27 protein-coding genes are annotated in these 22,428 nt (G+C 65.9%); 10 read left to right on the forward strand and 17 right to left on the reverse strand.

Annotated features, from left to right (window positions below; genetic code table 11):
• Positions 1 to 16 precede the first annotated feature (16 nt).
• The 6 genes from N5D20_RS23575 to N5D20_RS23600 all read right to left on the reverse strand — a co-directional run bounded on the left by N5D20_RS23575 (position 17) and on the right by N5D20_RS23600 (position 3,902).
• Positions 17 to 469, reverse strand: coding sequence for a hypothetical protein (locus N5D20_RS23575; protein ID WP_010484931.1), 453 nt, complete (start codon positions 467 to 469; stop codon positions 17 to 19).
• The gene (locus N5D20_RS23580; RefSeq protein WP_010484929.1) at positions 466 to 669 is read right to left on the reverse strand and encodes a PspC domain-containing protein; all 204 of its coding nucleotides are present in this window, start codon (positions 667 to 669) and stop codon (positions 466 to 468) included. Before N5D20_RS23580 ends, N5D20_RS23575 begins: the two co-directional genes overlap by 4 nt.
• Positions 670 to 734: 65 nt before the next feature.
• A complete protein-coding gene (locus N5D20_RS23585; RefSeq protein WP_031269840.1) occupies positions 735 to 1,103 on the reverse strand; it encodes a YfeK family protein in 369 nt (122 codons plus the stop codon).
• 33 nt (positions 1,104 to 1,136) lie between these two features.
• Positions 1,137 to 2,204 carry a class III poly(R)-hydroxyalkanoic acid synthase subunit PhaC gene (gene phaC / locus N5D20_RS23590; protein WP_235651866.1) on the reverse strand — a complete coding sequence of 356 codons (1,068 nt, stop codon included), beginning with the start codon at positions 2,202 to 2,204 and terminating at the stop codon, positions 1,137 to 1,139.
• The gene (gene phaE, locus N5D20_RS23595; protein ID WP_019338202.1) at positions 2,201 to 3,265 is read right to left on the reverse strand and encodes a class III poly(R)-hydroxyalkanoic acid synthase subunit PhaE; all 1,065 of its coding nucleotides are present in this window, start codon (positions 3,263 to 3,265) and stop codon (positions 2,201 to 2,203) included. The genes phaC and phaE overlap by 4 nt, the downstream gene beginning before the upstream one ends.
• A 22-nt stretch (positions 3,266 to 3,287) precedes the next feature.
• Positions 3,288 to 3,902 (reverse strand): phosphatidylcholine/phosphatidylserine synthase, encoded by a 615-nt coding sequence (locus N5D20_RS23600; protein ID WP_019338201.1) that lies wholly within the window; start codon positions 3,900 to 3,902, stop codon positions 3,288 to 3,290.
• Positions 3,903 to 4,246: 344 nt separating this feature from the next.
• Between N5D20_RS23600 and N5D20_RS23605 the strand changes: the two genes are divergently transcribed.
• Positions 4,247 to 4,897, forward strand: coding sequence for a class I SAM-dependent methyltransferase (locus tag N5D20_RS23605; RefSeq protein WP_019338200.1), 651 nt, complete (start codon positions 4,247 to 4,249; stop codon positions 4,895 to 4,897).
• A gap of 81 nt (positions 4,898 to 4,978) precedes the next feature.
• Here the strand turns inward: N5D20_RS23605 and N5D20_RS23610 are convergent, their stop codons facing one another.
• From N5D20_RS23610 to N5D20_RS23630, 5 genes are all read right to left on the reverse strand, one after another.
• Positions 4,979 to 6,340, reverse strand: coding sequence for an MATE family efflux transporter (locus tag N5D20_RS23610; RefSeq protein ID WP_279914294.1), 1,362 nt, complete (start codon positions 6,338 to 6,340; stop codon positions 4,979 to 4,981).
• A 117-nt stretch (positions 6,341 to 6,457) separates the two neighbouring features.
• Positions 6,458 to 7,075 carry a DUF2239 family protein gene (locus N5D20_RS23615; RefSeq protein ID WP_054172003.1) on the reverse strand — a complete coding sequence of 206 codons (618 nt, stop codon included), beginning with the start codon at positions 7,073 to 7,075 and terminating at the stop codon, positions 6,458 to 6,460.
• A gap of 143 nt (positions 7,076 to 7,218) precedes the next feature.
• The gene (locus N5D20_RS23620) at positions 7,219 to 7,707 is read right to left on the reverse strand and encodes an 8-oxo-dGTP diphosphatase (protein ID WP_049482621.1); all 489 of its coding nucleotides are present in this window, start codon (positions 7,705 to 7,707) and stop codon (positions 7,219 to 7,221) included.
• Positions 7,708 to 7,749: 42 nt separating this feature from the next.
• Positions 7,750 to 8,259, reverse strand: coding sequence for a DUF1249 domain-containing protein (locus tag N5D20_RS23625; protein WP_010484911.1), 510 nt, complete (start codon positions 8,257 to 8,259; stop codon positions 7,750 to 7,752).
• Between the two features lie 147 nt (positions 8,260 to 8,406).
• Positions 8,407 to 9,228 carry a pyruvate, water dikinase regulatory protein gene (locus N5D20_RS23630; RefSeq protein WP_010484909.1) on the reverse strand — a complete coding sequence of 274 codons (822 nt, stop codon included), beginning with the start codon at positions 9,226 to 9,228 and terminating at the stop codon, positions 8,407 to 8,409.
• A 144-nt stretch (positions 9,229 to 9,372) separates the two neighbouring features.
• Here N5D20_RS23630 and ppsA point away from each other — a divergent pair, with 144 nt between their 5' ends.
• Together ppsA and N5D20_RS23640 are read left to right on the forward strand one after the other, a co-directional pair.
• Positions 9,373 to 11,751: a phosphoenolpyruvate synthase gene (ppsA, locus tag N5D20_RS23635; RefSeq protein WP_197578465.1), complete on the forward strand. Its 2,379-nt coding sequence runs from the start codon at positions 9,373 to 9,375 to the stop codon at positions 11,749 to 11,751.
• 154 nt (positions 11,752 to 11,905) lie between these two features.
• Complete coding sequence (locus tag N5D20_RS23640; RefSeq protein WP_197578466.1) at positions 11,906 to 12,799, forward strand: mechanosensitive ion channel domain-containing protein; 894 nt, start codon at positions 11,906 to 11,908, stop codon at positions 12,797 to 12,799.
• 46 nt (positions 12,800 to 12,845) lie between these two features.
• Here N5D20_RS23640 and N5D20_RS23645 read toward each other — a convergent pair whose 3' ends face one another.
• Together N5D20_RS23645 and N5D20_RS23650 are read right to left on the reverse strand one after the other, a co-directional pair.
• Positions 12,846 to 13,961, reverse strand: coding sequence for an alkene reductase (locus N5D20_RS23645; RefSeq protein ID WP_197578467.1), 1,116 nt, complete (start codon positions 13,959 to 13,961; stop codon positions 12,846 to 12,848).
• Between the two features lie 139 nt (positions 13,962 to 14,100).
• Positions 14,101 to 14,976: an EcsC family protein gene (locus N5D20_RS23650; RefSeq protein ID WP_054172006.1), complete on the reverse strand. Its 876-nt coding sequence runs from the start codon at positions 14,974 to 14,976 to the stop codon at positions 14,101 to 14,103.
• A 121-nt stretch (positions 14,977 to 15,097) separates the two neighbouring features.
• On the opposite strand from N5D20_RS23650, the gene N5D20_RS23655 reads away from it, so the two are divergent.
• Positions 15,098 to 15,652: a DUF4189 domain-containing protein gene (locus N5D20_RS23655; protein ID WP_100049937.1), complete on the forward strand. Its 555-nt coding sequence runs from the start codon at positions 15,098 to 15,100 to the stop codon at positions 15,650 to 15,652.
• 93 nt (positions 15,653 to 15,745) lie between these two features.
• On the opposite strand, the gene orn is transcribed toward N5D20_RS23655, so the two are convergent.
• From orn to N5D20_RS23670, 3 genes are all read right to left on the reverse strand, one after another.
• Positions 15,746 to 16,318, reverse strand: coding sequence for an oligoribonuclease (gene orn / locus N5D20_RS23660; RefSeq protein ID WP_197578468.1), 573 nt, complete (start codon positions 16,316 to 16,318; stop codon positions 15,746 to 15,748).
• A 75-nt stretch (positions 16,319 to 16,393) separates the two neighbouring features.
• The gene (gene tadA / locus N5D20_RS23665) at positions 16,394 to 16,918 is read right to left on the reverse strand and encodes a tRNA adenosine(34) deaminase TadA (protein WP_049436615.1); all 525 of its coding nucleotides are present in this window, start codon (positions 16,916 to 16,918) and stop codon (positions 16,394 to 16,396) included.
• Between the two features lie 75 nt (positions 16,919 to 16,993).
• Positions 16,994 to 17,353 carry a helix-turn-helix domain-containing protein gene (locus N5D20_RS23670; RefSeq protein ID WP_049436614.1) on the reverse strand — a complete coding sequence of 120 codons (360 nt, stop codon included), beginning with the start codon at positions 17,351 to 17,353 and terminating at the stop codon, positions 16,994 to 16,996.
• Positions 17,354 to 17,431: 78 nt separating this feature from the next.
• Between N5D20_RS23670 and N5D20_RS23675 the strand changes: the two genes are divergently transcribed.
• From N5D20_RS23675 to N5D20_RS23685, 3 genes are all read left to right on the forward strand, one after another.
• Positions 17,432 to 18,199 carry an NAD(P)H-dependent oxidoreductase gene (locus N5D20_RS23675; protein ID WP_197578469.1) on the forward strand — a complete coding sequence of 256 codons (768 nt, stop codon included), beginning with the start codon at positions 17,432 to 17,434 and terminating at the stop codon, positions 18,197 to 18,199.
• Positions 18,200 to 18,267: 68 nt separating this feature from the next.
• Complete coding sequence (locus N5D20_RS23680; protein ID WP_049436612.1) at positions 18,268 to 18,705, forward strand: acetyltransferase; 438 nt, start codon at positions 18,268 to 18,270, stop codon at positions 18,703 to 18,705.
• Positions 18,706 to 18,763: 58 nt separating this feature from the next.
• The gene (locus tag N5D20_RS23685) at positions 18,764 to 18,970 is read left to right on the forward strand and encodes a hypothetical protein (RefSeq protein ID WP_005410107.1); all 207 of its coding nucleotides are present in this window, start codon (positions 18,764 to 18,766) and stop codon (positions 18,968 to 18,970) included.
• A 22-nt stretch (positions 18,971 to 18,992) separates the two neighbouring features.
• Here the strand turns inward: N5D20_RS23685 and N5D20_RS23690 are convergent, their stop codons facing one another.
• A complete protein-coding gene (locus N5D20_RS23690; RefSeq protein ID WP_197578470.1) occupies positions 18,993 to 19,499 on the reverse strand; it encodes an N-acetyltransferase in 507 nt (168 codons plus the stop codon).
• Positions 19,500 to 19,758: 259 nt separating this feature from the next.
• On the opposite strand from N5D20_RS23690, the gene N5D20_RS23695 reads away from it, so the two are divergent.
• The 3 genes from N5D20_RS23695 to N5D20_RS23705 form a co-directional block, all read left to right on the forward strand.
• On the forward strand, positions 19,759 to 20,430 hold the full coding sequence (locus N5D20_RS23695) for a hypothetical protein (RefSeq protein ID WP_197578471.1): 672 nt from the start codon (positions 19,759 to 19,761) through the stop codon (positions 20,428 to 20,430).
• A 40-nt stretch (positions 20,431 to 20,470) separates the two neighbouring features.
• The gene (locus tag N5D20_RS23700) at positions 20,471 to 21,124 is read left to right on the forward strand and encodes a hypothetical protein (protein ID WP_049429674.1); all 654 of its coding nucleotides are present in this window, start codon (positions 20,471 to 20,473) and stop codon (positions 21,122 to 21,124) included.
• Positions 21,121 to 22,428: XVIPCD domain-containing protein (locus tag N5D20_RS23705; RefSeq protein WP_279925101.1), on the forward strand; the 1,308-nt coding region annotated here is incomplete at its 3' end. The genes N5D20_RS23700 and N5D20_RS23705, both read left to right, overlap by 4 nt.

Consider the following 22,428-nt stretch of genomic DNA (forward strand, 5'->3'; position numbering starts at 1 on the left):
CGCCGTTGGCTGGAACCTACGGCCACCAGCCGTGCCCGAACCGGGCAAAATGATCGGCCGCGCGCTCGAATGGATTCCGCGCACTCACCCCGCCACACAGCAGGTACACCGGCAGGTACAGCGGCCCCAGCACCATGTACTGGTAGACGTGCGCGCGTTCGTGGTCGTCCAGCCGGATCAGCGGCTCCACGCCCCACCCCGCCTGATGCGCATAGGTCCGGCACGAAATGCCCAGATCATGACCGGTATGCAGGATCACATTGCCCAGCGTGATCGCCCCACCCGGCCCCCACGGCCAGCGGTCGAACACCAACGCACAGTCACGGCCGCTCCAGCGCAATGTCGCGCCGCCGAGCATGCCGGCCAGGCCGCCGATCAGGCCGATCAGGGAATTGGGTGACGTCCACACCGCGCCCAGTACCTGCAGCGCGCGCAGCCAGATCGGCCAGGGCTCAGGGGCAGTCTTCAATCGGCCTCGTTCGGCATCAGCAGCCACAGGATCAGGTAGACCAGGATGCCAGGGAAGGCCGCCGAGCCGATCGAGACCAGCACGAACACGATCCGCACCAGCGTGGGGTTCCAGCCGAAGCGGTGGGCGATGCCGCCCATCACGCCGGCAATCATGCGGTCGTTCAATGAACGCGACAGCGTGCGCGGCGTGGTGTTCATGGCGGTTCTCCTGGGCTACGGGAAAAAGCAGTCGAGCATGGCTCGACTCTACACCGCCCCCATGTCTACGGCGTGCGGTGGCGCAAGGCCTGCAGGCGTGCGCCGAACCAGGCGGCTGCGGTCTGTTCAGGCTGTCCCGGGCACTGGATGCGGTAGGGCTTGCCACTCATGCTGCTCTGGCTGGCAGCGCGCTCGATGAACTGCTCGGCGCTGTCCACCATGTCCTTCTTCAGCAGGTAGTCGTACTTGCGCTGCAGGTGCGCGCGCGCATCACTGCCATCGTGCCAGCTGCCATTGCGCTGGAAGCGGCATTGGGAGCCGTCCAGGCTGGCGATCAGCTGGGCGATCTCCCGCCGTGCATCCGCACTGGGTGCGGCGTGGGCAAGCGGCGCTGCCAGCAGTGCCGCAAGAATCAACAGAATCCGGTACGTCATCATCCCCCCAGGTCAGTCGAGCATGGCTCGACTCTACAGGTCACGCGCCTTCAACCAGCCATCGATCGTGGCCGGCACTTCGCGCTGCGCACGGCCGGACACGTAGATGCCGATATGGCCACCGCGGAAACTGGACTCGGTGTAGTCGTCCGTGCCCAAGCGCCCACGCATCGCGCGCGAAGCATCCGGCGGCACCAGATGGTCCTGTTCTGCATAGATGTTCAGCACCGGCAGGGTCACCTGCGACAGATCCACCGCCTCCTCGCCGATCCGCACCGTGCCGTTCACCAGCCCGTTGCCCTGGTAGAACAGCTTGATGAAGTCGCGGAACGCCTCGCCCGCCAGATCCGGTGAATCGAAGATCCACTTCTCCATGCGCAGGAAGTCCTCCAGCGCGGCCTTGTCATCGAGGATGTCGAGCAGGCCCACGTACTTCTGCACATTGAGGCGGAACGGCTTGAGCATCAGGTAACTGGCATTCATCAGGTCGGCCGGGATGTTGCCCAGCGTGTCGACCAGCAGGTCCACGTCCACCTGCCGCGCCCAATGCGAGAGCATGTTGTCGGCCGTCTGGAAATCGACCGGGGTGACCATGGTGATCAGCTTGCCCAGCTTCTGCCGGCGCAACGCGGCGTAGCAGAGTGCGAACACGCCGCCCTGGCAGATACCCAGCAGGTCGACCGGGCCACCACTGCGCGCACGCAACGCATCGACGGCGCCATCGATGTAGCGCAGCAGGTAGTCCTCCAGGGTCTGGAAGCGCTCCGAGCGATCCGGGTAGCCCCAGTCCAGCACGTACACGTCCTGGCCCAGCGCCAGCAGCTTCTGCACCAGCGAACGGTCGGCCTGCAGGTCGACCATGTACGGCCGGTTGACCAGCGCGTAGACGATCAGCAGCGGCGTACGCCGGGTCGGTGACTGTTCGCCGACGAAGCGGTACAGCACCACCTTGCCGTCGCGCCAGACTTCCTCACGCGCGGTCACGCCATAGTCCACGTCTTCCACCTGCGGCAGCAGCTTCAGCCCTTCCATCAGCTTGCGCTGCATGGCCAGGGTTTCCTGCATCAGGTCATCGGCGTTGAAGCCCAGCGGCCCCTTCATCGGTCACGCGTCCGAGTGGAAGTGCGAGGTGCGGCCTTTTTCGCTGACGCCTTTTTCGCAGCCGCCTTCTTTGCCGGCGCGGCCTTCTTCGCGGCCTTGCGTACGACCGGCTTCACCTTCGCCGGCGCCGGCTGCGCCACTGGGTCCACCTCGGCAGTTCCAGCCAGCACCGCCACCTGTGCCTGCAGGCGGCGCAGGCTGCGCTCCAGCTCGGCGATACGGCGGTGGGCGGCATCCATCTCGCTGCGGGTCGGCAGGCCGATGCGTTCACTCATCTGTTCCACCTCACGCTGCAGGCCGGCGCGCAGGCGCATCTGTGCGTTGCCCAGCGAGGCATATACCTGCTGGAACGGCTCGGACATGGCGACCTTGGCGTAGGCCTCCTCGGCCACTTCGATCCACAGGTCGAACATCGCGCGGGCGCTGGTCAGCTGGGTGCCGGGCTGTTCGTGCTCGGCCAGGCGCTGCTCGAACAGCGCAAAGGCCTCATCCAGCGCCTGTCTGATCTGATCAACGTAGGCGCGCGAATGCTGCTGGTATTCCTCCTGTGCGCGCAGCAGTGCCTGCCAGCGCGCCTGGTGTTCGCGGCCCGGGCCGAATGCCGGGCTCTGCAGCCACGGGCCAGCCTGCAGCTGGAACTGCTGCAGCCATGCGGCGAATTCGGGCACGGCGGCGCCGGCGTGGGTGCTGCCACGGGCCCCCTGCAGCATCCACTGCAGCATGCCGTCGCCCTGCCCCTGCACCGCCTCGCGCCAGGCCTGGGCCACGTCCGCGCTGCTGGCGTCGCGGCCGGCGAAACGCGCGGCCACTTCCTGCATGGTGCCGTACCAGCTGCCCGCCTGTTCGCGGAACCGGCGCACGGCATCTTCCGGTGCGCCCTGCCCCTGTTCGGGCAACAGCTGGCCCCACCAGTCGAACAACCGCTGCCAGCTGCCGGGGTCGTCACCGGCCGGCGCACCGGGCGTGCTCGCATGGCGCAGGGCATCGCCCCAGGCGCCGAAGTACTGCCGCGCCAGGGCTTCGAAATCGCTGCTGCCGGCGTCATGGGCCGAGCTGGTCATCACAGGCCTCCGCAGGGCTGGCTCATGGCTTGGGAATGCGCAGGGTCTTGCTGATCATCAGCGACCCGGACAGGGCGAACAGCAGCACCATCGGGTGCAGCTGCCACGGACCGATCTGCCACTGGCCGAACCAGAGGTCCTGGCCGATGGCATCGGTACCGGCGGCGATCGCCAGCACGATCACCAGCACCAGGCTGGTCGGGATCGGAGTGCCCTCGAAAAACCTGACCTTGCCCTCGTCGCCGGCCAGCGCCTCGGCGGTGACGTTGTAGCGCGCCAGGCGGCTGACGCCGCAGCAGACGAAGTAGCTCAGCACCAGCCAGTCCCAGCCGCCCTGCATGCCGCAGGCATAGGCCAGCGCCGCCGGCGCCACGCCGAAGGAGATCACGTCGGACAGCGAGTCCAGCTCGCGACCCAGGGTAGAGCTGGACTTGCGCCAGCGCGCGATGCGCCCGTCGAGCGCATCGAAGATGAAAGCCAGCGGGATCAACGCCATGCCGAACAGCAGGTAGCCGCGCTCGCCGTCCTGCAGGAAGCGCATCGCGGCAAAGACCGCACCGGTGCCGCAGAAAGCATTGGCCAGGGTGAACCAGTCGGCCAGCTGGAATTCGCGCAGCATCGAGAAGTGACGTTTCATGGGGTCTCACGGAGCATCAAGGCCCACAGGTTACCGCGAGCGCCGCCACTGGCGACAGCGCTGGCAGGACCCAGCCTTCACCGCTCCCTCACCTGCCCTCACCAGCGGTGAATTTTTCGCCACCCATCTTGACAGCCTAGGGGGGTGGCGCCTGTCGCGGCTTATCCACAAAGTTGCCCACGCGTAATCCACACCCCCTGTGGACAACCAGATCTCACCGACTGCGACGTTGGACATTTCCTCATCACCCTGCATCGGGGTTTCCCTACTTCCCAAGCCACAAGGTCGGCGCTATGGTCACCGGCGGACCCGCCGCCGCCACGTCCGAAACTCTGTAATGGACGATGATGATGCTGGATGCTCCCACCCTGGCCGCACAACTGCGGCAGCCCCATGGCGAGGCCGCGTTGGCGGTCGCCGACTCGATGAACCGCAGCAACGGCGCACTCAACCTGGCCGCGATCGGGCTGCTGGCCGTCGGCGCCGGTGAACAGGTCCTGGAGGTCGGCCCGGGCAATGCTGCCTTCGCGCCGCTGATGCTGCAGGCCACCGGCAGCCGCTATCTGGGCATCGAGCTGTCCACCGCCATGGTCGAGGCCGGCAACCAGCGGCTGGCCAGCGCCGGGTTGGCCGAGCGTGCGGCGATGCGGCACGGCGACGCCCATGCGCTGCCGGTCGCCGATGCCGCGATGGATGCCGCGCTGGCGGTCAACACCCTGTACTTCTGGCCGAACCTGGCCCCGGTGCTGGATGAGCTGGCGCGGGTACTGCGCCGGGGCGGCCGCCTGTGCCTGGCCTTTGGCGACGCCAGCTTCATGCGCAGCCTGCCATTCGCTGCCGACTTCCAACTGCATGAGCTGGATGTGGTGGAGCTCGCGCTGCGGGTATCGGGCTTCCGTGTCTCGGCCTGGCGCAGCCACCGGGAATCCGCGGCCGGCAATGACGGCCAGACCCGCGAAAAGCACTTCCACCTGCTGTTGGCACAGCGGCGCTGAAGCTGCCCGCCTGACCGAGTGGTAGAGCCGGCCGCTGGCCGGCTGCCCCGACGATTCCGGATTGCCGGCAAGCGGCCGGCACTACCCAGCCTGCACCCGCCTCCAGCGAGCAAAACAGAGCACCTGCATCACCAGCATGGCCAGCAACCCCAGCGGCCACGCCCACCACAGCCCGGCCAGTCCGTGCCGGGACTGCAGCCACATCGCCAGTGGCAGCTCCAGCAGCAATACGGCCGCCATGCCCAGCAACGCCGGCAACAACACCGTGCCACCGCCTCGCATCACTCCGACCAGCACCGCACTGCCTCCCATCGCCAGCACGCCCCACACCACGGTGCGCAATTGCTGCGTGGCCAGTTCGCGCACGTCGGTCGCCGCCAGGATCAGGCCAGTCAACCAGGGCGCCAGCGCCACAACCAGCATCACCACCCCGCTCAGTATCGCCAGTCCAAGCAGCACGCCGGTGCGGGCGATGGCGGGCAGCCGTGCCGTACGTCCCGCCCCCATCGCATGCGCGGCGAGGATGGTGGCGGTGATACCCAGCGACATCGCAGGCAGCTGCACCCAGCTCATCAACTGATTGACCGCGCCGTAGGCGGCCGTGGCGGTATAGCCGTGGCGATTGATCCAGCCCAGCAGCACGATCTCGGCCACGGCCAGACTGAGCATCTGCAGCGAGGACGGTACGCCGATGCGTAGCATCGGACGGATGAGTGCTCCATCGAAACGGATCGATCGCAGTAACTCATGCCCCGGTGCCAACGGGTGCCCAATCCGCTGCCACCGCCACATCAGCCAGGCCAGGGCCAGCAGCGAGGCGAGCGCCGCCGAGACTGCCGCACTGGCTGCGCCCAGCCGCGGCAGGCCGGCCCAGCCCAGGATCAGCAGCGGCGTGCACAGCAGGCCGACCACCGTGGCCAACAGCAGCGCATGCAGCGGCGTCTTCGCATCGCCCACCGCGCGGCTCACCGCAGTGGCCAGCCACAGCAGGAAGAACACCGGTGCCGCCAGCAACAGGACACGGGCATAGACGATGGATTCGCCGAGGATCGGGGCCGGCGTACCGAGTGCCACCAGCAGCTCTGGTGCGAAACCGCCGCCCACCGCCATCACCAGCACTGACAACAGCAGAATCAGTGCCACCGCACTGCCGGCCACCGCGCGCGCCTGCTGCGGCCGGCCCGCGCCCCAGGCCTGGCCGATCAGCACCATGGCACCGGTCGCCAGGCCCATTACCAGGGCCAACAGCAGGAAGAAGACCGGGAAGAACGCTGCGGCGGCAGCCACCGCCTGCGTCCCCAGCAGATGGCCGAGGTAGATGTTGTCCAGCGTGCCTGCGGCAAGCTGCAGCGCATTGGTCAGCAGCATCGGCAGCAGCAGGGCCAGGTAGGTGCGCCACAGCGGTGGTGCGGCCGGGGGTGTCGGATGTACAGGGGTGGTCATGGGATTCTCTGGGCAAGGCGCTGCCCTGCCCGGCGTTTCCGCCAGCAAAGCAAGCACAGGGGAGCGGGCCGTGGCCCGCGATCAGGTGGCGCCGCTGCTCAACGACGGCGCGATGGCTCAGCCGTCGGCGCTCTCGAATGCCAGGCGCAGGGCGTGGTTGCGCACATCCTCGGGCCAGCTGCGCAACGCCATTTCCAGGCCCGACCGGTCGTGCGCGAACAGGACACGGATCGCTTCCTCGAAACCAGGCAGGTCACCGGCGATGGTCTGCAGGAAGTGATAGGTGCGCTCGCTGTGGCGACGCTGCTGGTCCTTGTCCGCACCGGCACGGCTGGCCGCCTCCACCAGCCTGCGCAGCACTACCGAGGCCCCACCGGGCTGCTCGGCCAGCCACGCCCAGTGGCGCGGCAGCAGGGTCACTTCGCGGGCAACCACGCCCAGCTTGGGGCGGCCGCGACCGCGCGGGGCAACAGGTGCGTCTTCGGGAGCGATTCCGGCGTCCGCTTCCACGGCCGATGGAAACGCCTCCGCCACCCGCGCCAGCAGTTCTGCGTCGCTGCCGCGTGTGTCGAAATCATGGGTGCGACCGGTAGCGTTGTCGAACACCAGCAGCGGACCGGCAACGTTGCCGGCGCGCAGCTGTTTCAGCGCAAGCGCAGCCACTTCCGGGGTGCCGGAAGCGACCAGGCGATGGCCGTCGAAACAGCTGAAGGGAGGAAGTCGGGACGCAGGCATGGCAATGGCATCAGAGGCGATGCGCGAATATTGCCCGGGTAATTTTCGACTGTCAATATTGCCCGGGTATTAATCAGCCAGAAGAGCGTGCCAATCAAGGTTGGCCCCCACCAGAATGGTTGGCACCCACCCGATCCGCCGGATCACAGACGGCTGAAGGACCAGCTCACCATGCGGCCGTCCTTGTACGGCATCACGCCGTGGAACGGGCGCGGGTCGGCGTCGAACACCAGCGGCAGGAAGTTGCGGTCGCCCTCCCACATCGGCAGCGTGCCCAGCTTGTCCAGGTCCACCCACTCCAGCGTGCCTTCGTGGTTGCCACCGTGCGGGGTGCCTTCGAAGCTGTCGATGACGAACACGAAGCCCAGCCAGTCCTCGCCGTGCTTGCCGAAACCCGGCCAGCTGAGGGTGCCGCGCAGGCGCATGCCGGTGCAGTCGATACCGGCCTCTTCCTGGATCTCGCGGCGCATGCTGGCGGCCACATCCTCGTCCGCCTCGATCTTGCCGCCCAGACCGTTGTACTTGCCCAGGTGGTGGTCACCGGGCCGGGTGTTGCGGTGGATCATCAGCACCTGGCGACGATCGGGCGACAGCACGTAGCCCAGGGTGGCGACGATCGGGGTATACGGCATGGGGCAGCATCCAGCAGCAGGTCAGCCGTGGATTATGGCCGATCAGCGCACCAGCGACAGGCGGCGCTCGGTGGGCGTGCCGGCACCATCGGGATCACGGCGCAGGGTGGCGACGCCGTGGCCGCGCTCGGCCAGGTATTCCAGCCACTTGCCCAGGAAGGTATTCATCCGCATGCGGTGGCTGATCAGCTCCGCCGGCGGCGGGTACAGGCCCATGGTGTCCTGCCAGCGACGGCCGACGTAGCAGTGGGTGGTCTCGGCCTGGCGCGCGTCACGATACAGCCGCACATAGGCCGATGGATCCGGTTCGCCGGTGACCGGGTCGGCCAGGTCGTAGGTCAGGCGCAGTTCCACCGTGTAACGGTGGCACTCGATCACGTCCAGACGAACATCCAGGCCGTCGCCGATCGAGGAAATGTAGCTGCCCGCTACCAGTCCGGCCGGTTCGAACAAGCGCACCAGATGGCGGTAGTTTTCCGCGTACAGGCCCATGAGCCAGCTCAACCGGCTCAGGCGGGGAATGCGTTCGGTGCGGGGCAAGGCTCGGGCCATGGGTCGATCCTACACGTTGGTGCTTCAACGTGGGGGCGGGATCGCCCCGGCCAAAGGGGCCCGGTATCGACCAACGGTCGATACCCACCACGCACAAGGGTTTCCCGCAGCATCGGTAGGCCACGACCGTTGGTCGTGGCGCGCGCCTCAATACAGCTCGCGCTGCAGCCCCAGCGTGGCCAGCACCTTGCTGGAAATCTCCTCGATCGAGGTATGGGTGGTGCTCAGGGTCGGGATGCGCTCCATCTGGAACATCACCTCGGCCGCGGCCACCTCACGCTTGCAGGTATCCAGGTTGGCGTAGCGCGAGTTCGGGCGGCGCTCCTGGCGGATCTGCTGCAGGCGGTCCGGGTCGATGGTCAGGCCGAACAGCTTGCGCCGGTAGTTGCGCAGGCGCGGCGGCAGGCGGTCGCTTTCCAGGTCCTCGTCGGTCAGCGGGTAGTTGGCCGCGCGCACCCCGTAATGCAGGGCCAGGTAGATGCAGGTGGGCGTCTTGCCGGCGCGCGACACCGCAACCAGGATCACGTCGGCGTCGTCGTAATTCACCGCGATACCGTCGTCATGGGTCAGCGCGAAGTTCATCGCGTTGATGCGGCGGTGGTAGGTATCGAAGTCGACCATGCCATGGGCCTGGCCCACACGGTTCACGCGCGAACTGGACAACTCACGCTCCAGCGGCTCGATGAACGGGGCGAACACGTCGAGCATCAGCGCCCCGCTGTCGGCCAGGATCAGGCTCAGGCTCTGGTCCACGCAGGAGTTCACCACGATCGGCCTGACCTGGTAGCGCTCCCCCGCCGCCTGGATCCGGGAACAGGCTTCCCGGGCTTTTTCGGGGTCGTCGACAAACGACATCCGGTCGGTAATAAAGCTGAACCCGGAGAACTGGGTCAGCAGGCTATGCCCAATGGTTTCAGCGGTGATACCGGTTCCATCGGAAACGTAGAACACCGGACGGATGGTCGACATGCGCGCCTTTACCCCCTACGAAGCCTAAAAGGGCCGCCAACACAAGCTTGTGTCGACAGCGGTCTGCCCGGCATCATATCGGCTTCTTCCTACGGACGCGGCCACTCAGCCCGCCTCGGGCGATGGCCAAACGGAGCATCGCGCTTGAACGAGAACATCCTGTGGTTGCACGAACTGCGTCTGGCCGACCTGGCCCGCGTAGGCGGCAAGAATTCCTCGCTGGGCGAGATGATCGGCAATCTGGCCGGTCTGGGCGTCTCCGTTCCCGGAGGTTATGCGACCACCTCTGAAGCCTTCAAGGACTTCATCGCGCACAACGACCTGTCCAAGCGCATCTTCGACAAGCTGGCCACGCTGGACGTCGAAGACGTCAACGCGCTGACCGCCGCGGGCAAGGAGATCCGCAGCTGGGTGATCGACGCGCCGCTGCAGCCGCAGCTGGACCAGGACATCCGCACCGCCTACGCCAAGCTGAGCGCCGACAATGGCGGCGGCGACGTGGCCGTGGCCGTGCGTTCGTCGGCCACCGCCGAGGATCTGCCGGATGCGTCCTTCGCCGGCCAGCAGGAAACCTTCCTCAATGTCACCGGTGCCGACGACGTCGTGCACAAGGTCAAGGAAGTGTTTGCCTCGCTGTACAACGATCGTGCCATTGCCTACCGCGTGCACCACGGCTTCAAGCATGAGGACGTGTTCCTGTCCGCCGGCGTGCAGCTGATGGTGCGTTCGGGCGTCGGTTCCTCCGGCGTGCTGTTCACCCTGGACACCGAGTCCGGCTTCCGCGACGTGGTGTTCGTCACCTCCTCGTTCGGCCTGGGCGAAATGGTCGTGCAGGGTGCGGTCAACCCGGACGAGTACTACGTCTACAAGCCCACCCTGCAGGCCGGCAAGCCGGCGATCCTGCGCCGCTCGCTCGGCAGCAAGGCGATCCGCATGGTGTATTCGGACGTCCCCGGCGAGCGCGTGAAGATCGAGGACACCCCGGCAGAGCTGCGCAACACCTTCTCGATCAGCGACGAGGACGTGCAGGAACTGTCCAAGCAGGCGCTGGTCATCGAAAAGCACTACGGCCGCCCGATGGACATCGAGTGGGCCAAGGACGGTGTCAGCGGCAAGCTGTTCATCGTGCAGGCGCGCCCGGAAACGGTGAAGTCGCGCAGCCACGCCACCCAGATCGAGCGCTTCGCGCTGACCGAAAAGGGCGGCAACGTGCTGGCCGAAGGCCGTGCCGTCGGTGCCAAGATCGGTTCGGGCGTGGCCCGCGTGGTCAAGACGCTGGACGACATGAACCGCGTGCAGCCGGGCGACGTGCTGATCGCCGACATGACCGACCCGGACTGGGAACCGGTGATGAAGCGCGCTTCGGCCATCGTCACCAATCGCGGTGGCCGTACCTGCCACGCCGCGATCATCGCGCGCGAGCTGGGCGTGCCGGCCGTGGTCGGTTCGGGCAACGCCACCAAGGTCATCGAAGATGGCCAGCTGGTCACCGTCAGCTGCGCTGAAGGCGATACCGGCTTCATCTACGAGGGCAAGCTCGGCTTCGAGCGCACCACCACCGATCTGGGCAACATGCCGCCGGCACCGCTGAAGATCATGATGAACGTGGCCAACCCGGAACGTGCCTTCGACTTCGGCCAGCTGCCGAACGCCGGCATCGGCCTGGCCCGCCTGGAAATGATCATTGCCAGCCACATCGGCATCCACCCGAACGCGCTGCTGGAATACGACCGCCAGGATGCGGCGACCAAGAAGAAGATCGACGAGAAGATCGCCGGCTATTCCGATCCGGTCAGCTTCTACGTGGACCGCCTGGCCGAAGGCATCGCCACCCTCACCGCCTCGGTTGCACCGAACGCCGTGATCGTGCGCCTGTCGGACTTCAAGTCCAACGAGTACGCCAACCTGATCGGCGGCAGCAACTACGAGCCGCACGAAGAGAACCCGATGATCGGCTTCCGCGGCGCCAGCCGTTACGTCGACCCGAGCTTCTCGGCCGCCTTCGCGCTGGAGTGCAAGGCCGTGCTGCGCGTGCGCAACGAAATGGGCCTGGACAATCTGTGGGTCATGATTCCGTTCGTGCGCACCCTGGAAGAAGGCCGCAAGGTCATCGAGGTGCTGGAACAGAACGGCCTGAAGCAGGGTGAGAACGGCCTGAAGATCATCATGATGTGCGAAGTGCCGTCCAACGCACTGCTCGCCGATGAGTTCCTGGAAATCTTCGACGGCTTCTCGATCGGCTCCAACGACCTGACCCAGCTGACCCTGGGCCTGGACCGCGACTCGTCGATCGTCGCGCACCTGTTCGACGAGCGTAACCCGGCAGTGAAGAAGCTGCTGTCGATGGCCATCAAGGCAGCACGAGCCAAGGGCAAGTACGTCGGCATCTGTGGCCAGGGCCCGTCCGATCATCCGGATCTGGCCGAATGGCTGATGCAGGAAGGCATCGAGTCGGTGTCGCTGAACCCGGACACCATAGTCGATACCTGGCTGCGCCTGGCCAAGCTGAAGGCGAACGGCTGATGCCGTAAAGGCCGCAGGCTGACGTCGTGTTCATCGGCGTCAGCCGATACTGCTGCTGCACGCAAGCCCCGCCTCTGCGGGGCTTGCTGTTTCTGGCGTCCTTGCACGCCACGCGTACCTCGCACCTGTCCCGCAGCAGCAAAGGAATTCCCGCATGATCGCCGCCGCACCGTCCTCGCCCGCCGCAACGCCCTGGTTCCACTCGCTCGACTGGGAACGCCTGCTGGAAACCTATGGTGTGCCGCTGCTGGCCGCCATCGTTGTGCTGCTGGTCGGCATGTGGGTGGCACGACGCCTGTCCAATGCGATGCCGCGCGCCACTGCGCGCATGGGCGTGGATCCGATGCTCGGCAGCTTTCTGCGCAACGTGGTGTATGCCGCATCGCTTGTGATCGTAGTGGTGCTGGCGATCGGCACGCTGGGCGTACAGATCACCCCGCTGCTGGCCGTACTCGGCACCGCTGGCCTGGCGGTCGGCCTGGCACTGAAGGATTCGCTGTCCAACATCGCCTCGGGCGTGATGCTGGTGACGCTGCGCCCGTTCCGCGTGGGCGATGTGGTGACCGTGGCCGGTCAGACCGGCACCGTACGCGAAGTACGCATCTTCCAGACCGTACTTACCGGCGCCGACAACCAGCACACCACCATTCCGAACACGCTGATCACCGCCGCACCGATCATCAACCTGACCGCCGAACCGACGCGCCGCGTCGAACTGGTGATCGGCATCGGTTACGAGGACAACATCCAGCTGGCACGCGATACCGCGCTGGCACTGATGAAGGCCGACCCGCGCGTGCTGCAGACGCCAGCACCGGACGTGGTGGTGTACGAGCTGGGTGCGCACGCAATCAACCTGGGCATCCGCTGCTACGTGAAGTCGGCCGACTGGTTCGGTACCAAAGTCACGTTGCTGGAACAGCTGAAGCTGGGCTATGACAAGGCCGGCATCAACATCCCGTACCCGCAGCAGGACATGCACCTGTACCTGCAAGGCAAGGATGGCGGCGTGGTCGAAGCGGATGCGCTGGTGCGCGACAAGCCCTGATCCAACCCGGGAGTGCCGACCAACGGTCGGCACCCACCGATCGGCATCAGGCCTCGACGGCCTCTTCCAGCGCCGGGTAATCGGTGAAACCCTTCGCACCACCACCGAAGAATGTAGCGCGATCCGGTGGATTCAGTTCTGCACCCGTACGCAGGCGCTCAGGCAGGTCCGGGTTGGCAATGAACGGCCGGCCGAAACCGATCAGGTCGGCCCAGCCTTCGGCCAGCGCCTGCCCGGCGCGCTCGGCGGTGTACTTGCCTGCGTAGATCAGCGTGCCCGGGTAGACCATGCGCAGCGCCTGCTTGAACGCCACCGGCATCAACGGCGCATCCTCCCAGTCCGCTTCGGCAATGTGCAGGTAGCCCACACCCATCTCACCGAGAAGGTGTGCGGCAGCCAGATAGGTCGCCTGCGGCGTATCGTCCACCGCCCCCTGCAGCGTGGTCAGCGGCGCCAGGCGCACGCCAACGCGATCACCCCCGGCCACTGCCACCACCGCCTGCACCACCTCGCGCAGGAAGCGCAGCCGGTTCTGCAGCGAACCGCCATAGCCATCGGTACGCTGGTTGGCCTGCGAGTCGATGAACTGGTTGATCAGGTAACCATTGGCGCCATGCAGTTCGACGCCGTCGAAGCCCGCCTCCAGCGCATTGCGGGCGGCCTGCGCGTAGTCGGCGACGATGCCCGGAATCTCGTCCTCGCGCAGCGCACGCGGCATCGAATGCTGGATCATCTCGCCGACGCCAGCTTCGGGACCTGCCCCTGTCGGGTCGACGAACACTTTCACGCCTTCGGCCAGCAATGCCGAGGAAGACACCGGCGCCGCGCCATCGGGCTGCAGGGCCACATGCGAGACGCGGCCGACGTGCCACAACTGCGCGTAGATGCGGCCACCGGCGGCGTGCACCGCATCGGTCACCTGCCGCCAGCCCTTTACCTGTTCGGGGCTGTGGATGCCCGGCGTCCAGGCATAGCCCTGGCCCTGCGGGCTGATCTGGGTGCCTTCGCTGACAATCAGGCCGGCACCGGCACGCTGCGCGTAGTAGGTCGCCATCTCGGCGGTAGCAACGTTGCCAGCAGCCGCACGCGAGCGGGTCATCGGCGGCATCACGATGCGGTTGGGCAGCGTCAGCGGGCCCAGACGGTAGGAGGTGAACAACATGGCGGACATCTCTTGCGGGGGGAGTGCCAGCAAGAATGGGGACCGCCTGCGAAAGGCAACAGGCGTGTTGTGGCAAAACAGTTGTGCCCGGCAGGCAAGGATCGCCCGGCATGAAGGCTCATCCACGCATGGCGTGGATCTACTCCAGGCGGGGTTCGATCCTGACCGCGCCATGCGCCACACGGTCATAGCAGGTGCGCACCACGTCTTCCCCGTACTTCAGCTCCAGCCGGCGCACGATGAAGTGACCGCGCGCCATGTCCTGGTAGTAGTCGGTGAACATGGTATTGAGCGTAGCACCAGCAGCGGCACCGACAATCGGCACCGCCTGCGCGGCGAATTTCTCGGTGACCACCACGCCGAAACGCGCCGCCACCTTCTCCACCATCTTCGCCAGCAGCTTGCCGGCCTCCTTTGGTGCCACGCCCAGGGTCAGGTCGCGACCGGTCACCACACGCCCGGCCAGTTCGGCCGACAGGTGGCGCATCACGTCGGTGGTGAAGCCACGGGCCAGGTAATAGCCGGTCTCACTGGCGTCATCGCGCGGCGAGTTGCCACCCAGCGCGAACACCTCCAGGCACGCCTGGCGGGTGCTGAACTCGGACAGGTCAAAGCCCTCGCTGCGGGCCACGTCGGCCACCGCGCGCATCATGATGGTGGTCGACACCGGCAGCTCGATGAACAAGGCCGCAAAGCCGAATGCCCCGCCGACCGCGCCGGAGGTGGCTGCCGCCAGCTTGTGCCAACGGGTGGAGGCTCCTTTGCCGGGGGTGTTGTCCATGCTCCACAGCGCGGCCTGCGCCGATTTGGTCAGCGCCGCCTGCACCGCACCGTGGATGCGGTTGGAGACCGAACTGGGCAGCGCCTTCACCGCGAACTCCAGCGGCGTGCCAACCAGGTTGGCCATGCGCGCGGTCAGGGTCGGCGCTTCCAGCAGGGCCACCGCCCGCTGCAGGTCGGACCAGTCGCGGGCGTCGTGGGCGATGTCGCGGGGGAGCAGGATGGGCTCGTTCATGGCGCCGATCTTAGCGCCAGGGAGTTGAACGGAGGGTGGTAGCGCCCTCGGCACCGGTCTATGATCCCGGCAGCGGCCCCGCTTGCATGGGGTCATGGAACAACCCAGGCAAGGACGCCCCATGCTCGCCCGACTACTGCTGATCTGCCCCCTTTTCCTGGCTGCTCTCGGCCTGCCTCACATCGTCAAGGCCGAAGGTCGATGCCCACCGGGTTCCTACCCCATTGGCGGGCAAGGCGTGTTGGGTTGTGCGCCGATTCCCGGAGGCGGTGGTGGCGATGCCGGGCTTTCTCCGTCCGTCCCAACCACCCGAGTAAAGATGGGCTCCGAATGGGTTGCATTTGCCCGCTCGCCGAATGGCACACTCCTCGGCTGGAGCGTTCGCCAACACAAACAGAAGGCTGCCGAGAAACAGGCATTGAAGACCTGTAACAAGCGCAGCGGAACACAGTGCGAGATCATTGCCTCGTTCACTGAAAGATGTGCCTACGCATTGCAGCACTACGACACTGGCCAGTTTGAAGTGGTCTTCCGCAGCGACAATGAATTGGCGCTCGGCACCGAAGTCGCACGCCAGACCTGCCCCAACGGTTGCCGACCGGTTCATTTCACTTGCGCCCGGGCAGTCAACCTGTATGGCAGGGGGCCCGACCCGGGACCCAACTGGTCTCCTTGAGGGTGGAAACCGGGGGAGCGGTTCTACCCCCGTTTCTCAGCGCCGGCGGTGCCCTTTTGATTGGTAGCACCTGATGCTGATTGGCACCACCAATCAGGCTGCCGGCAAGCCCGACAGCGTCCCCATGAACTGGCGGTAGTGGCGCAGCTCGGCGATCGAATCATGCACGTCGCTCAGCGCGGTGTGGTTGCTGTTCTTGCCGACACCGGCTGCCACCGTCGGGGCCCAGCGCTTGGCCAGTTCCTTCACCGTGGACACGTCCAGATTACGGTAGTGGAAGTACTTCTCCAGGCGCGGCATCTGGCGGTGCAGGAAACGGCGGTCCTGGCAGATCGAGTTGCCGCACATCGGTGACAGGCCGGCCGGGATCCACTGGGCCAGGAAGTTCACTGTCTGCGCCTCGGCTTGGCCGAGCGTCGTGGTGCTGTCCACCACGCGCTGCCACAGGCCCGAGCGGCGGTGCTGGTTGCGGTTCCACTCGTCCATCGCTTCCAGCGTTTCCAGCGGATGATGGATGGCGAATTCCGGGCCTTCGGCCAGCACGTTGAGCTGGGCGTCGGTGACCACGGTGGCGATCTCGATGATCGAATCGTTGTCGGTGTCCAACCCGGTCATCTCCAGGTCGATCCAGATCAGTCGCTCGTTGGCCGCGCCGGTGTCCGCCATTGTGTCGCCTCGTTGCTGGGCAGGCGCGCGGCCTACCGGTGAAGGAAAGAGGCGCCCATCATACCCGTTCGCCCCTCAGCCCTCGCCGACGTGGTCTTCCAGCAGCAGCGGCGGCTTGCCACGTTTGGCGCGGAAATAATTGGTCAGGCGTGTACTGGCTTCCTTGGCCAGCACCCCGCCGTGAATCTCGACGCGATGGTTGTGGCGGGCGTCGCCAATGAGGTCGAACACGCTGCCACAGGCGCCCGTCTTGGGGTCACTGGCGCCGTAGACCAGACGGGCGACGCGTGCATGCACGATCGCCATCGCGCACATCGCGCACGGCTCCAGGGTGACATACAGCGTGCTGCCAAGCAGGCGGTGGTTCGCCAGCAGCTTTCCGCCGGCCCGCATCGCCACGATCTCGGCGTGCGCGCTGGGGTCGTGCGAGGCGATGTTGAGGTTCCAGCCCTCCCCCAGCAGCTGGCCATCGGCACCCACCAGCACGGCTCCGACCGGAATTTCGTCGAACTCGCGCTGCGCGCGCTCGGCCAGCGCCAGCGCGTGGCGCATCCAGTGTTCATCGGTGTCGTGCACCGGCACGCCCAGGGCGTCGGTCATGGCGGTTCTCGCGTGTGTGCAGGGCCAGGATGGCCGCCGGGGCCGCATTGTACGCCCCGGGCCGTACAGGCGCCGCTAGCGCGCGTCGAAGCGCTCGCGGGCCGCATCCAGCGCCGGGAAATTGTGCTCGGCCCAGCGGTCCAGGGCGGACAACGTCTCGACCAGACCGTGCGCGACCTCGGTCAGACGGTACTCGACATGCAGCGGTTTGCTGCCCCGGTCACACCGCTCGACCAGCCCATTGCGCTCCAGCTGTCGCAGAGTCTGGGTCAGCACCTTCTGCGAGATGCCTTCGATCTTCCGCAGCAACGCGCCGTTGCGTTGCGGGCCCTGCGCCAACGCCGGCAACAGCAGCATCACCCACTTGCCGGAGATCAGCGCCAGCGCATCGCGCGCCGAGCAGTCGGCGGCATACACGTCTCCGGGATAGGCCATGGTTACCTCAAGGTGCGTAATTGCCGGGGCATGCCGGCACCGCGAGGATGGTCGCACACTCCTCGAACACCTCGCCCCATGCGCGCCCTGATCCTGCTTGCCCACCCCGAACCCCGCTCCTTCAATGCCCACCTCGCCGCGCAGGCGGCAGAGCAGCTGAGGCACGACCACTCGCAGGTGGATGTGGTCGACCTGTATGCGGAAGGCTTCGATCCGCTGGAAGCGGCCTGGCACCATCCACGGCGCCTGCAGCCCGAGCGCTTCGATGCCCAGCGCGAACAACGCCACAGCGCCGAACTGGAGCAGTTACCCGCCGATGTGCAACGTCACCTGCACCTGCTGCGGGTCGCAGACCTGGTGATCCTGCAGTTCCCGCTGTGGTGGTTCGCGGCGCCAGCCATCCTCAAGGGCTGGCTTGACCGCGTGCTGGTATATGGACCGATGTACAACAGCCGTCAGCGCCACGAACATGGCGTGATGCAGGGCAAGCGTGCATTGCTGAGCGTCACTACCGGCTCATCGGCGCGGGCATGCGCGGTGGACGGCCGCGAGGGCGACACCCGATTGCTGCTGTGGCCGTTGATGTACAGCCTGCGCTACGTCGGCTTCGAGGTGATGGAGCCATTCGTGGTGCATGGCGTGCGCTCCGGGCTGCCAGCAGATCGCGTGCAGGCGCACGACAACGCACTGGTGGCGGCCACCAGCGACTACCGCGAACGGCTGGCACGCTGGCAACGATGGCCAAACGTGCCCTTCAACAACAGCGGGGACTTCGAGGATGGCGTGGCGCTGCGCGCGGAGTCCACGGCCTACAGCCCCTTCATCCGCCACCGCGACGCGGGATGAATCTTCGCCTGCAGGCGCTACCGGAAAGCCTCATACTTCGCACCCTTCCGAAGCACCTTGGTGAACCCATGACCACTCTGCGCCCCTCGCGCGCCGACGACGGCGCCGCCCTCGTCGACCTCTGGCGCCGCGCCGTCGACGCCACCCACGACTTCCTCAGTACTGAAGATCGCCAGGCGATCGATGCCGAAGTCGCCGGTTTCCTGCCGCAGGCGCCGATGACCGTTGCTGTCGATGCACAGGATCGGCCGCTGGGCTTCATGCTGATCGACGGCACGCACATGGAAGCGCTGTTCATCGATCCCGACGTACGTGGCACCGGGATCGGCCGGCAACTGCTGCAACATGCACTTGCCCAGCATCCGCAGCTGAGCACTGACGTCAACGAACAGAACGCACAGGCCGTCGGCTTCTACCTGCGCATGGGCTTCGTCGAAAGCGGCCGCTCACCGCTCGATTCGCAGGGCCGTCCGTATCCGCTCATCCATCTTCGGCATAACGGCTGACATCCGTCGGCAGCGGCCACGTGCTAGCGTGGCTGCTTTCGACCAAGGAACGCCGTGCATGGATGGTGCAAAAGCCCTGCTGACCCTGTTTGCGCTGGGCATCAGCCTGGTCTGGATCCTGGTGCCGTTCGCCATCTTCGCCGTGCGCAACCTGCTGCGTGAGGTACTGGTCGAGCAGCGCCGTACCAATGAACTGCTTGAACATATCGGCGGCTACCGCATTCCGAAGCCACAACCTGAACCGACCGTCTGGCGCGCGCCCTGAGCGGGAACGTGCCAGGCCCGGATCAGGCCGTCGCCTCGAAGGCCGGTGAGTACTGCACCTCGCCCTGTGGCAACGTAGGCTGCAGGCAAAGTGCCTGGAAGTACTCTGCAGGCACACCCGGCAGGACCAGGCCCGGCTCGGCACGGAAGCCGAAGCGACCGTAATAGGCCGGCTCGCCCAGCAATACACAGCCATGTGCACCCTGCTGACGCAGCGCTTCAAGTGCGGCGTGCATCAGGGCCGCACCGATGCCCTGCCCCTGCCACGCGGGCAATACCGAGATCGGTCCCAGGCCGAACCAGCCCGTGCTGCCATCGCTGATCGTCACCGGCGACACCGCCACATGGCCGATCACCTTGCCGTCCATCTCGGCCACCAGCGAAACGCTCAGCTCCCCGCGGGCGCGCAGGGCATCGACGATAAACTGCTCGGTATGGCTGCTGTGCGCCGCATCCCGGAATGCGGCCTCGGTGAGCGCATGGAGGGTGGCGTGATCATCAATGGCTTCGGCACGGATGGTGTAGTTCATGGCGTAATGTTCGCTTGCGTGAGCATTGGGTGAATTTGCGACCTTTGTCACAAATTGGCGGCGAAATGTCGAGCGCGAGGCGCAATCGCCCCGCGAACCTCGAATCGCCCGTGCCGCAATCGATTCGGCGACACCACCGAACGCTGAATGCGTCAAAATTCCGTCGCAGACGCCCTGCCGTCGCTGGCGTCGGGTTTCCAGAACACTCCATAATCGATAAACCTGTCACCAGGGAAGGATATATGGACACGGACGCACGATGCAGGATACCGCCATGGATGTAGCCATGCCGACACGCAAGGGACGCCATCTGGTACCGATGGGCCTCTTGCTGGCACTGACGGCCTGCTCGCCTTACGCGGACGCAGAGCGTGACGTTGCCGCAGGTGGACGCGGCCTGGCCAAGCTCAACCCGTCACCGCAGCAGGGCTACGAGCTGGTACTGACACTGAAGGATGCCCCTGGTCCCTTCGCGGTGGTCGAGGGCGTTGCCCAGTACGACGCCAGCAACCACAAGGACTGCGGCCGGGTCCTGAGGGCGACCGGTACCGCCAGCCGTATTACCAGCCAGGAGCTCGTCACGCTGCGCAAGGTCGGTGAGAACGAGTACCGCGGCACCTTCTACCTCGACCGCATGCAGGACGAGGATTACTACGGCCGTGGTGTCTGCCATTGGGCGCTGACGGGAGTCGGTGCGATGTTGCGCGCTACGACCGGCGAGGCGGATACGCGATTCCTGACGTTCGTCGACAAGGAGCGCATGGAGAGCGACTCACCTCTTACGCTTTATTACCCAAACCTTATCTATCCGCGCGCCGCCACTGTCGCCAACTTTGGCGCCAGTGGCGAGGAAGATCCGTCGGGGTACAGCGAAGATCTGCGCAACGCGCTGTTCTCAACCACCACCACTGTGCAGAAACTCGCGCCATGAGCTGCCAGTTCAACCATCCCTACCCCCAAGGAGGCCGACATTGCGCCACAAGATGATCCCGTGCCTTGCTCTGCTTCTATTGACCGCCTGCAATCCGGAGACCGCCATGAACCAGGAACGTGCCGCTGCTGAAGCCGATGTCGCCCAGGGTGGGCGTGGCCTCGCCAAGCTCAACCCCAGCCCGCGCAAGGCCTATGAACTGGTGCTGCGCCTGAAGGATGCCCCCGGTGATTTCGCGGTGGTTGAAGGTGTCGCGCAGTACGACGTCACCAACGAAGACCAGTGCGGCCACATCGAACCGGCCACCGGCACTGCCGCCCGCATTACCAGCCAGGAACCGGTGGAGCTGCGCAAGGTCGCTGAGGGGGAGTATCGCGGCACCGTGTACCTCGACCGGATGCTGGATGAGGACTACTACGGTCGTGGCGTCTGCAAGTGGGAATTCAGCGGCGCCGGCGCGATGCTGAAAGCCACCGGCGCCGAGGGTGAAACCCGCTTCCTGTCGTTCATTGAGGCAGCACCCTTCGTCAAGGGCGAGACCGAGACTCGCCACTATCCTCGCGCAGACTATCCGCGCGTGAATGAGATTCCTGATTACGGCGCAAGCGGCCAGGAAGATCCCACCAAGTTCCGCCCGGAACTGCGGAATGCGCTGTTCTCCGCTTCGCTTGAAGCCAGCGAGGTCCGCCAATGAGCCTCAACAGCCAAGATTATGCAGCGCTGTCCGAAGATGCATACAAGGATTATGCGGTCGGTCGTCGTGCACCTGGTCAAGAAGAGATCGTCCCGATCAACGGGCACAAGTACAAGATTCTCGAGCACGTTGATAATCGACTGAACGGTTATCAGGGAACGATCTACCAGCGAGTCGACACCAATGAAATTGTCGTCGCACATCGTGGCACCGAACAAATCGCACGCGATGCGATTCTCACCGATGGTGGCATGGTCGTTGCCCGCACCAACGTGCAGGCTCCGGACGCCATCGCGCTGACTCAACGCGCCCTCGCTTACGCCAAGAAGGAGGGGCAGGATCTCGGGCAGCGTCCACCCGAAGTCACCGTCACCGGCCACTCCCTCGGCGGCGCCCTGGCCCAGATCACCTCGCACCACTTCAACGTCAAGGGCGAGACCTTCAATGCCTACGGCGCGGTCAGCCTCAGCTACCGCATTCCGGAAGGCGGCAACACCATGATCAATCACGTCATGGCGTCCGATCCGGTCAGCGCCGCCTCGCCGCATTTCGGCCAGGTCCGCATCTACGCCAAGCCCGACGAGATCAAGATGCTCGCGGCAAACGGCTTCAGCAATCACGCCCTGCGTGATCTGATTCCGGACCGGCCGATCATTGCGGCGACCAGCTCGTTCGGCGCGCACAAACTGGGCAACTTCCTCGACGAAGGCTCGGTGCTGAAGCACCCGGAAACGCAGAAACTGGCGAAGGACAACGCCAAGATGATCGAGGAGTACCGCGATGACGTCGAGTCACTGCGTCGCGGCGTCACCCGCGCGGCACGGGGCATCCCGGGAGGCGCCATCGATCTGTACGACCACATCCGCGGCCCGCTGCAGCCCGGTGAACCGGCGCGCCGCGAGGCGGAGAAGAACGGCCATCACACCAGCATGCTGCGCATGGACGATGCCAACCACCTGGGCAACCCGCTGTTCAACGACGCGATCCGTGGCGTGCATGCGCAGGACGTTCGCGTCGGCCGCGTGCCGGATGTGATGAGTACGCAGTTGGCCGGTAGCTTGGCTGCGGAGATGCACGCTGCAGGCGGCAAGCGCATCGACGAGGTGGTGATGAATGCCGACGCCTCGCGCAGCTTCGCGGTGCAGGGCCAGGGCGGCGACCCGGCACACCTGCGCGTGTCGGTGGATACGGCGGTGGCGATGAACACGCCGCTGGAGCAGAGCAGCCAGCGGATTGATCAGCAAGCCGCGGGACAGCGCCTGGCACAGGACCGCGATCAGCAACTGGAACAACAGCAGAACCAG

Origin of the sequence: Stenotrophomonas sp. GD03877 (genome assembly GCF_029840555.1) — a bacterium.
Classification (GTDB): domain Bacteria; phylum Pseudomonadota; class Gammaproteobacteria; order Xanthomonadales; family Xanthomonadaceae; genus Stenotrophomonas; species Stenotrophomonas geniculata.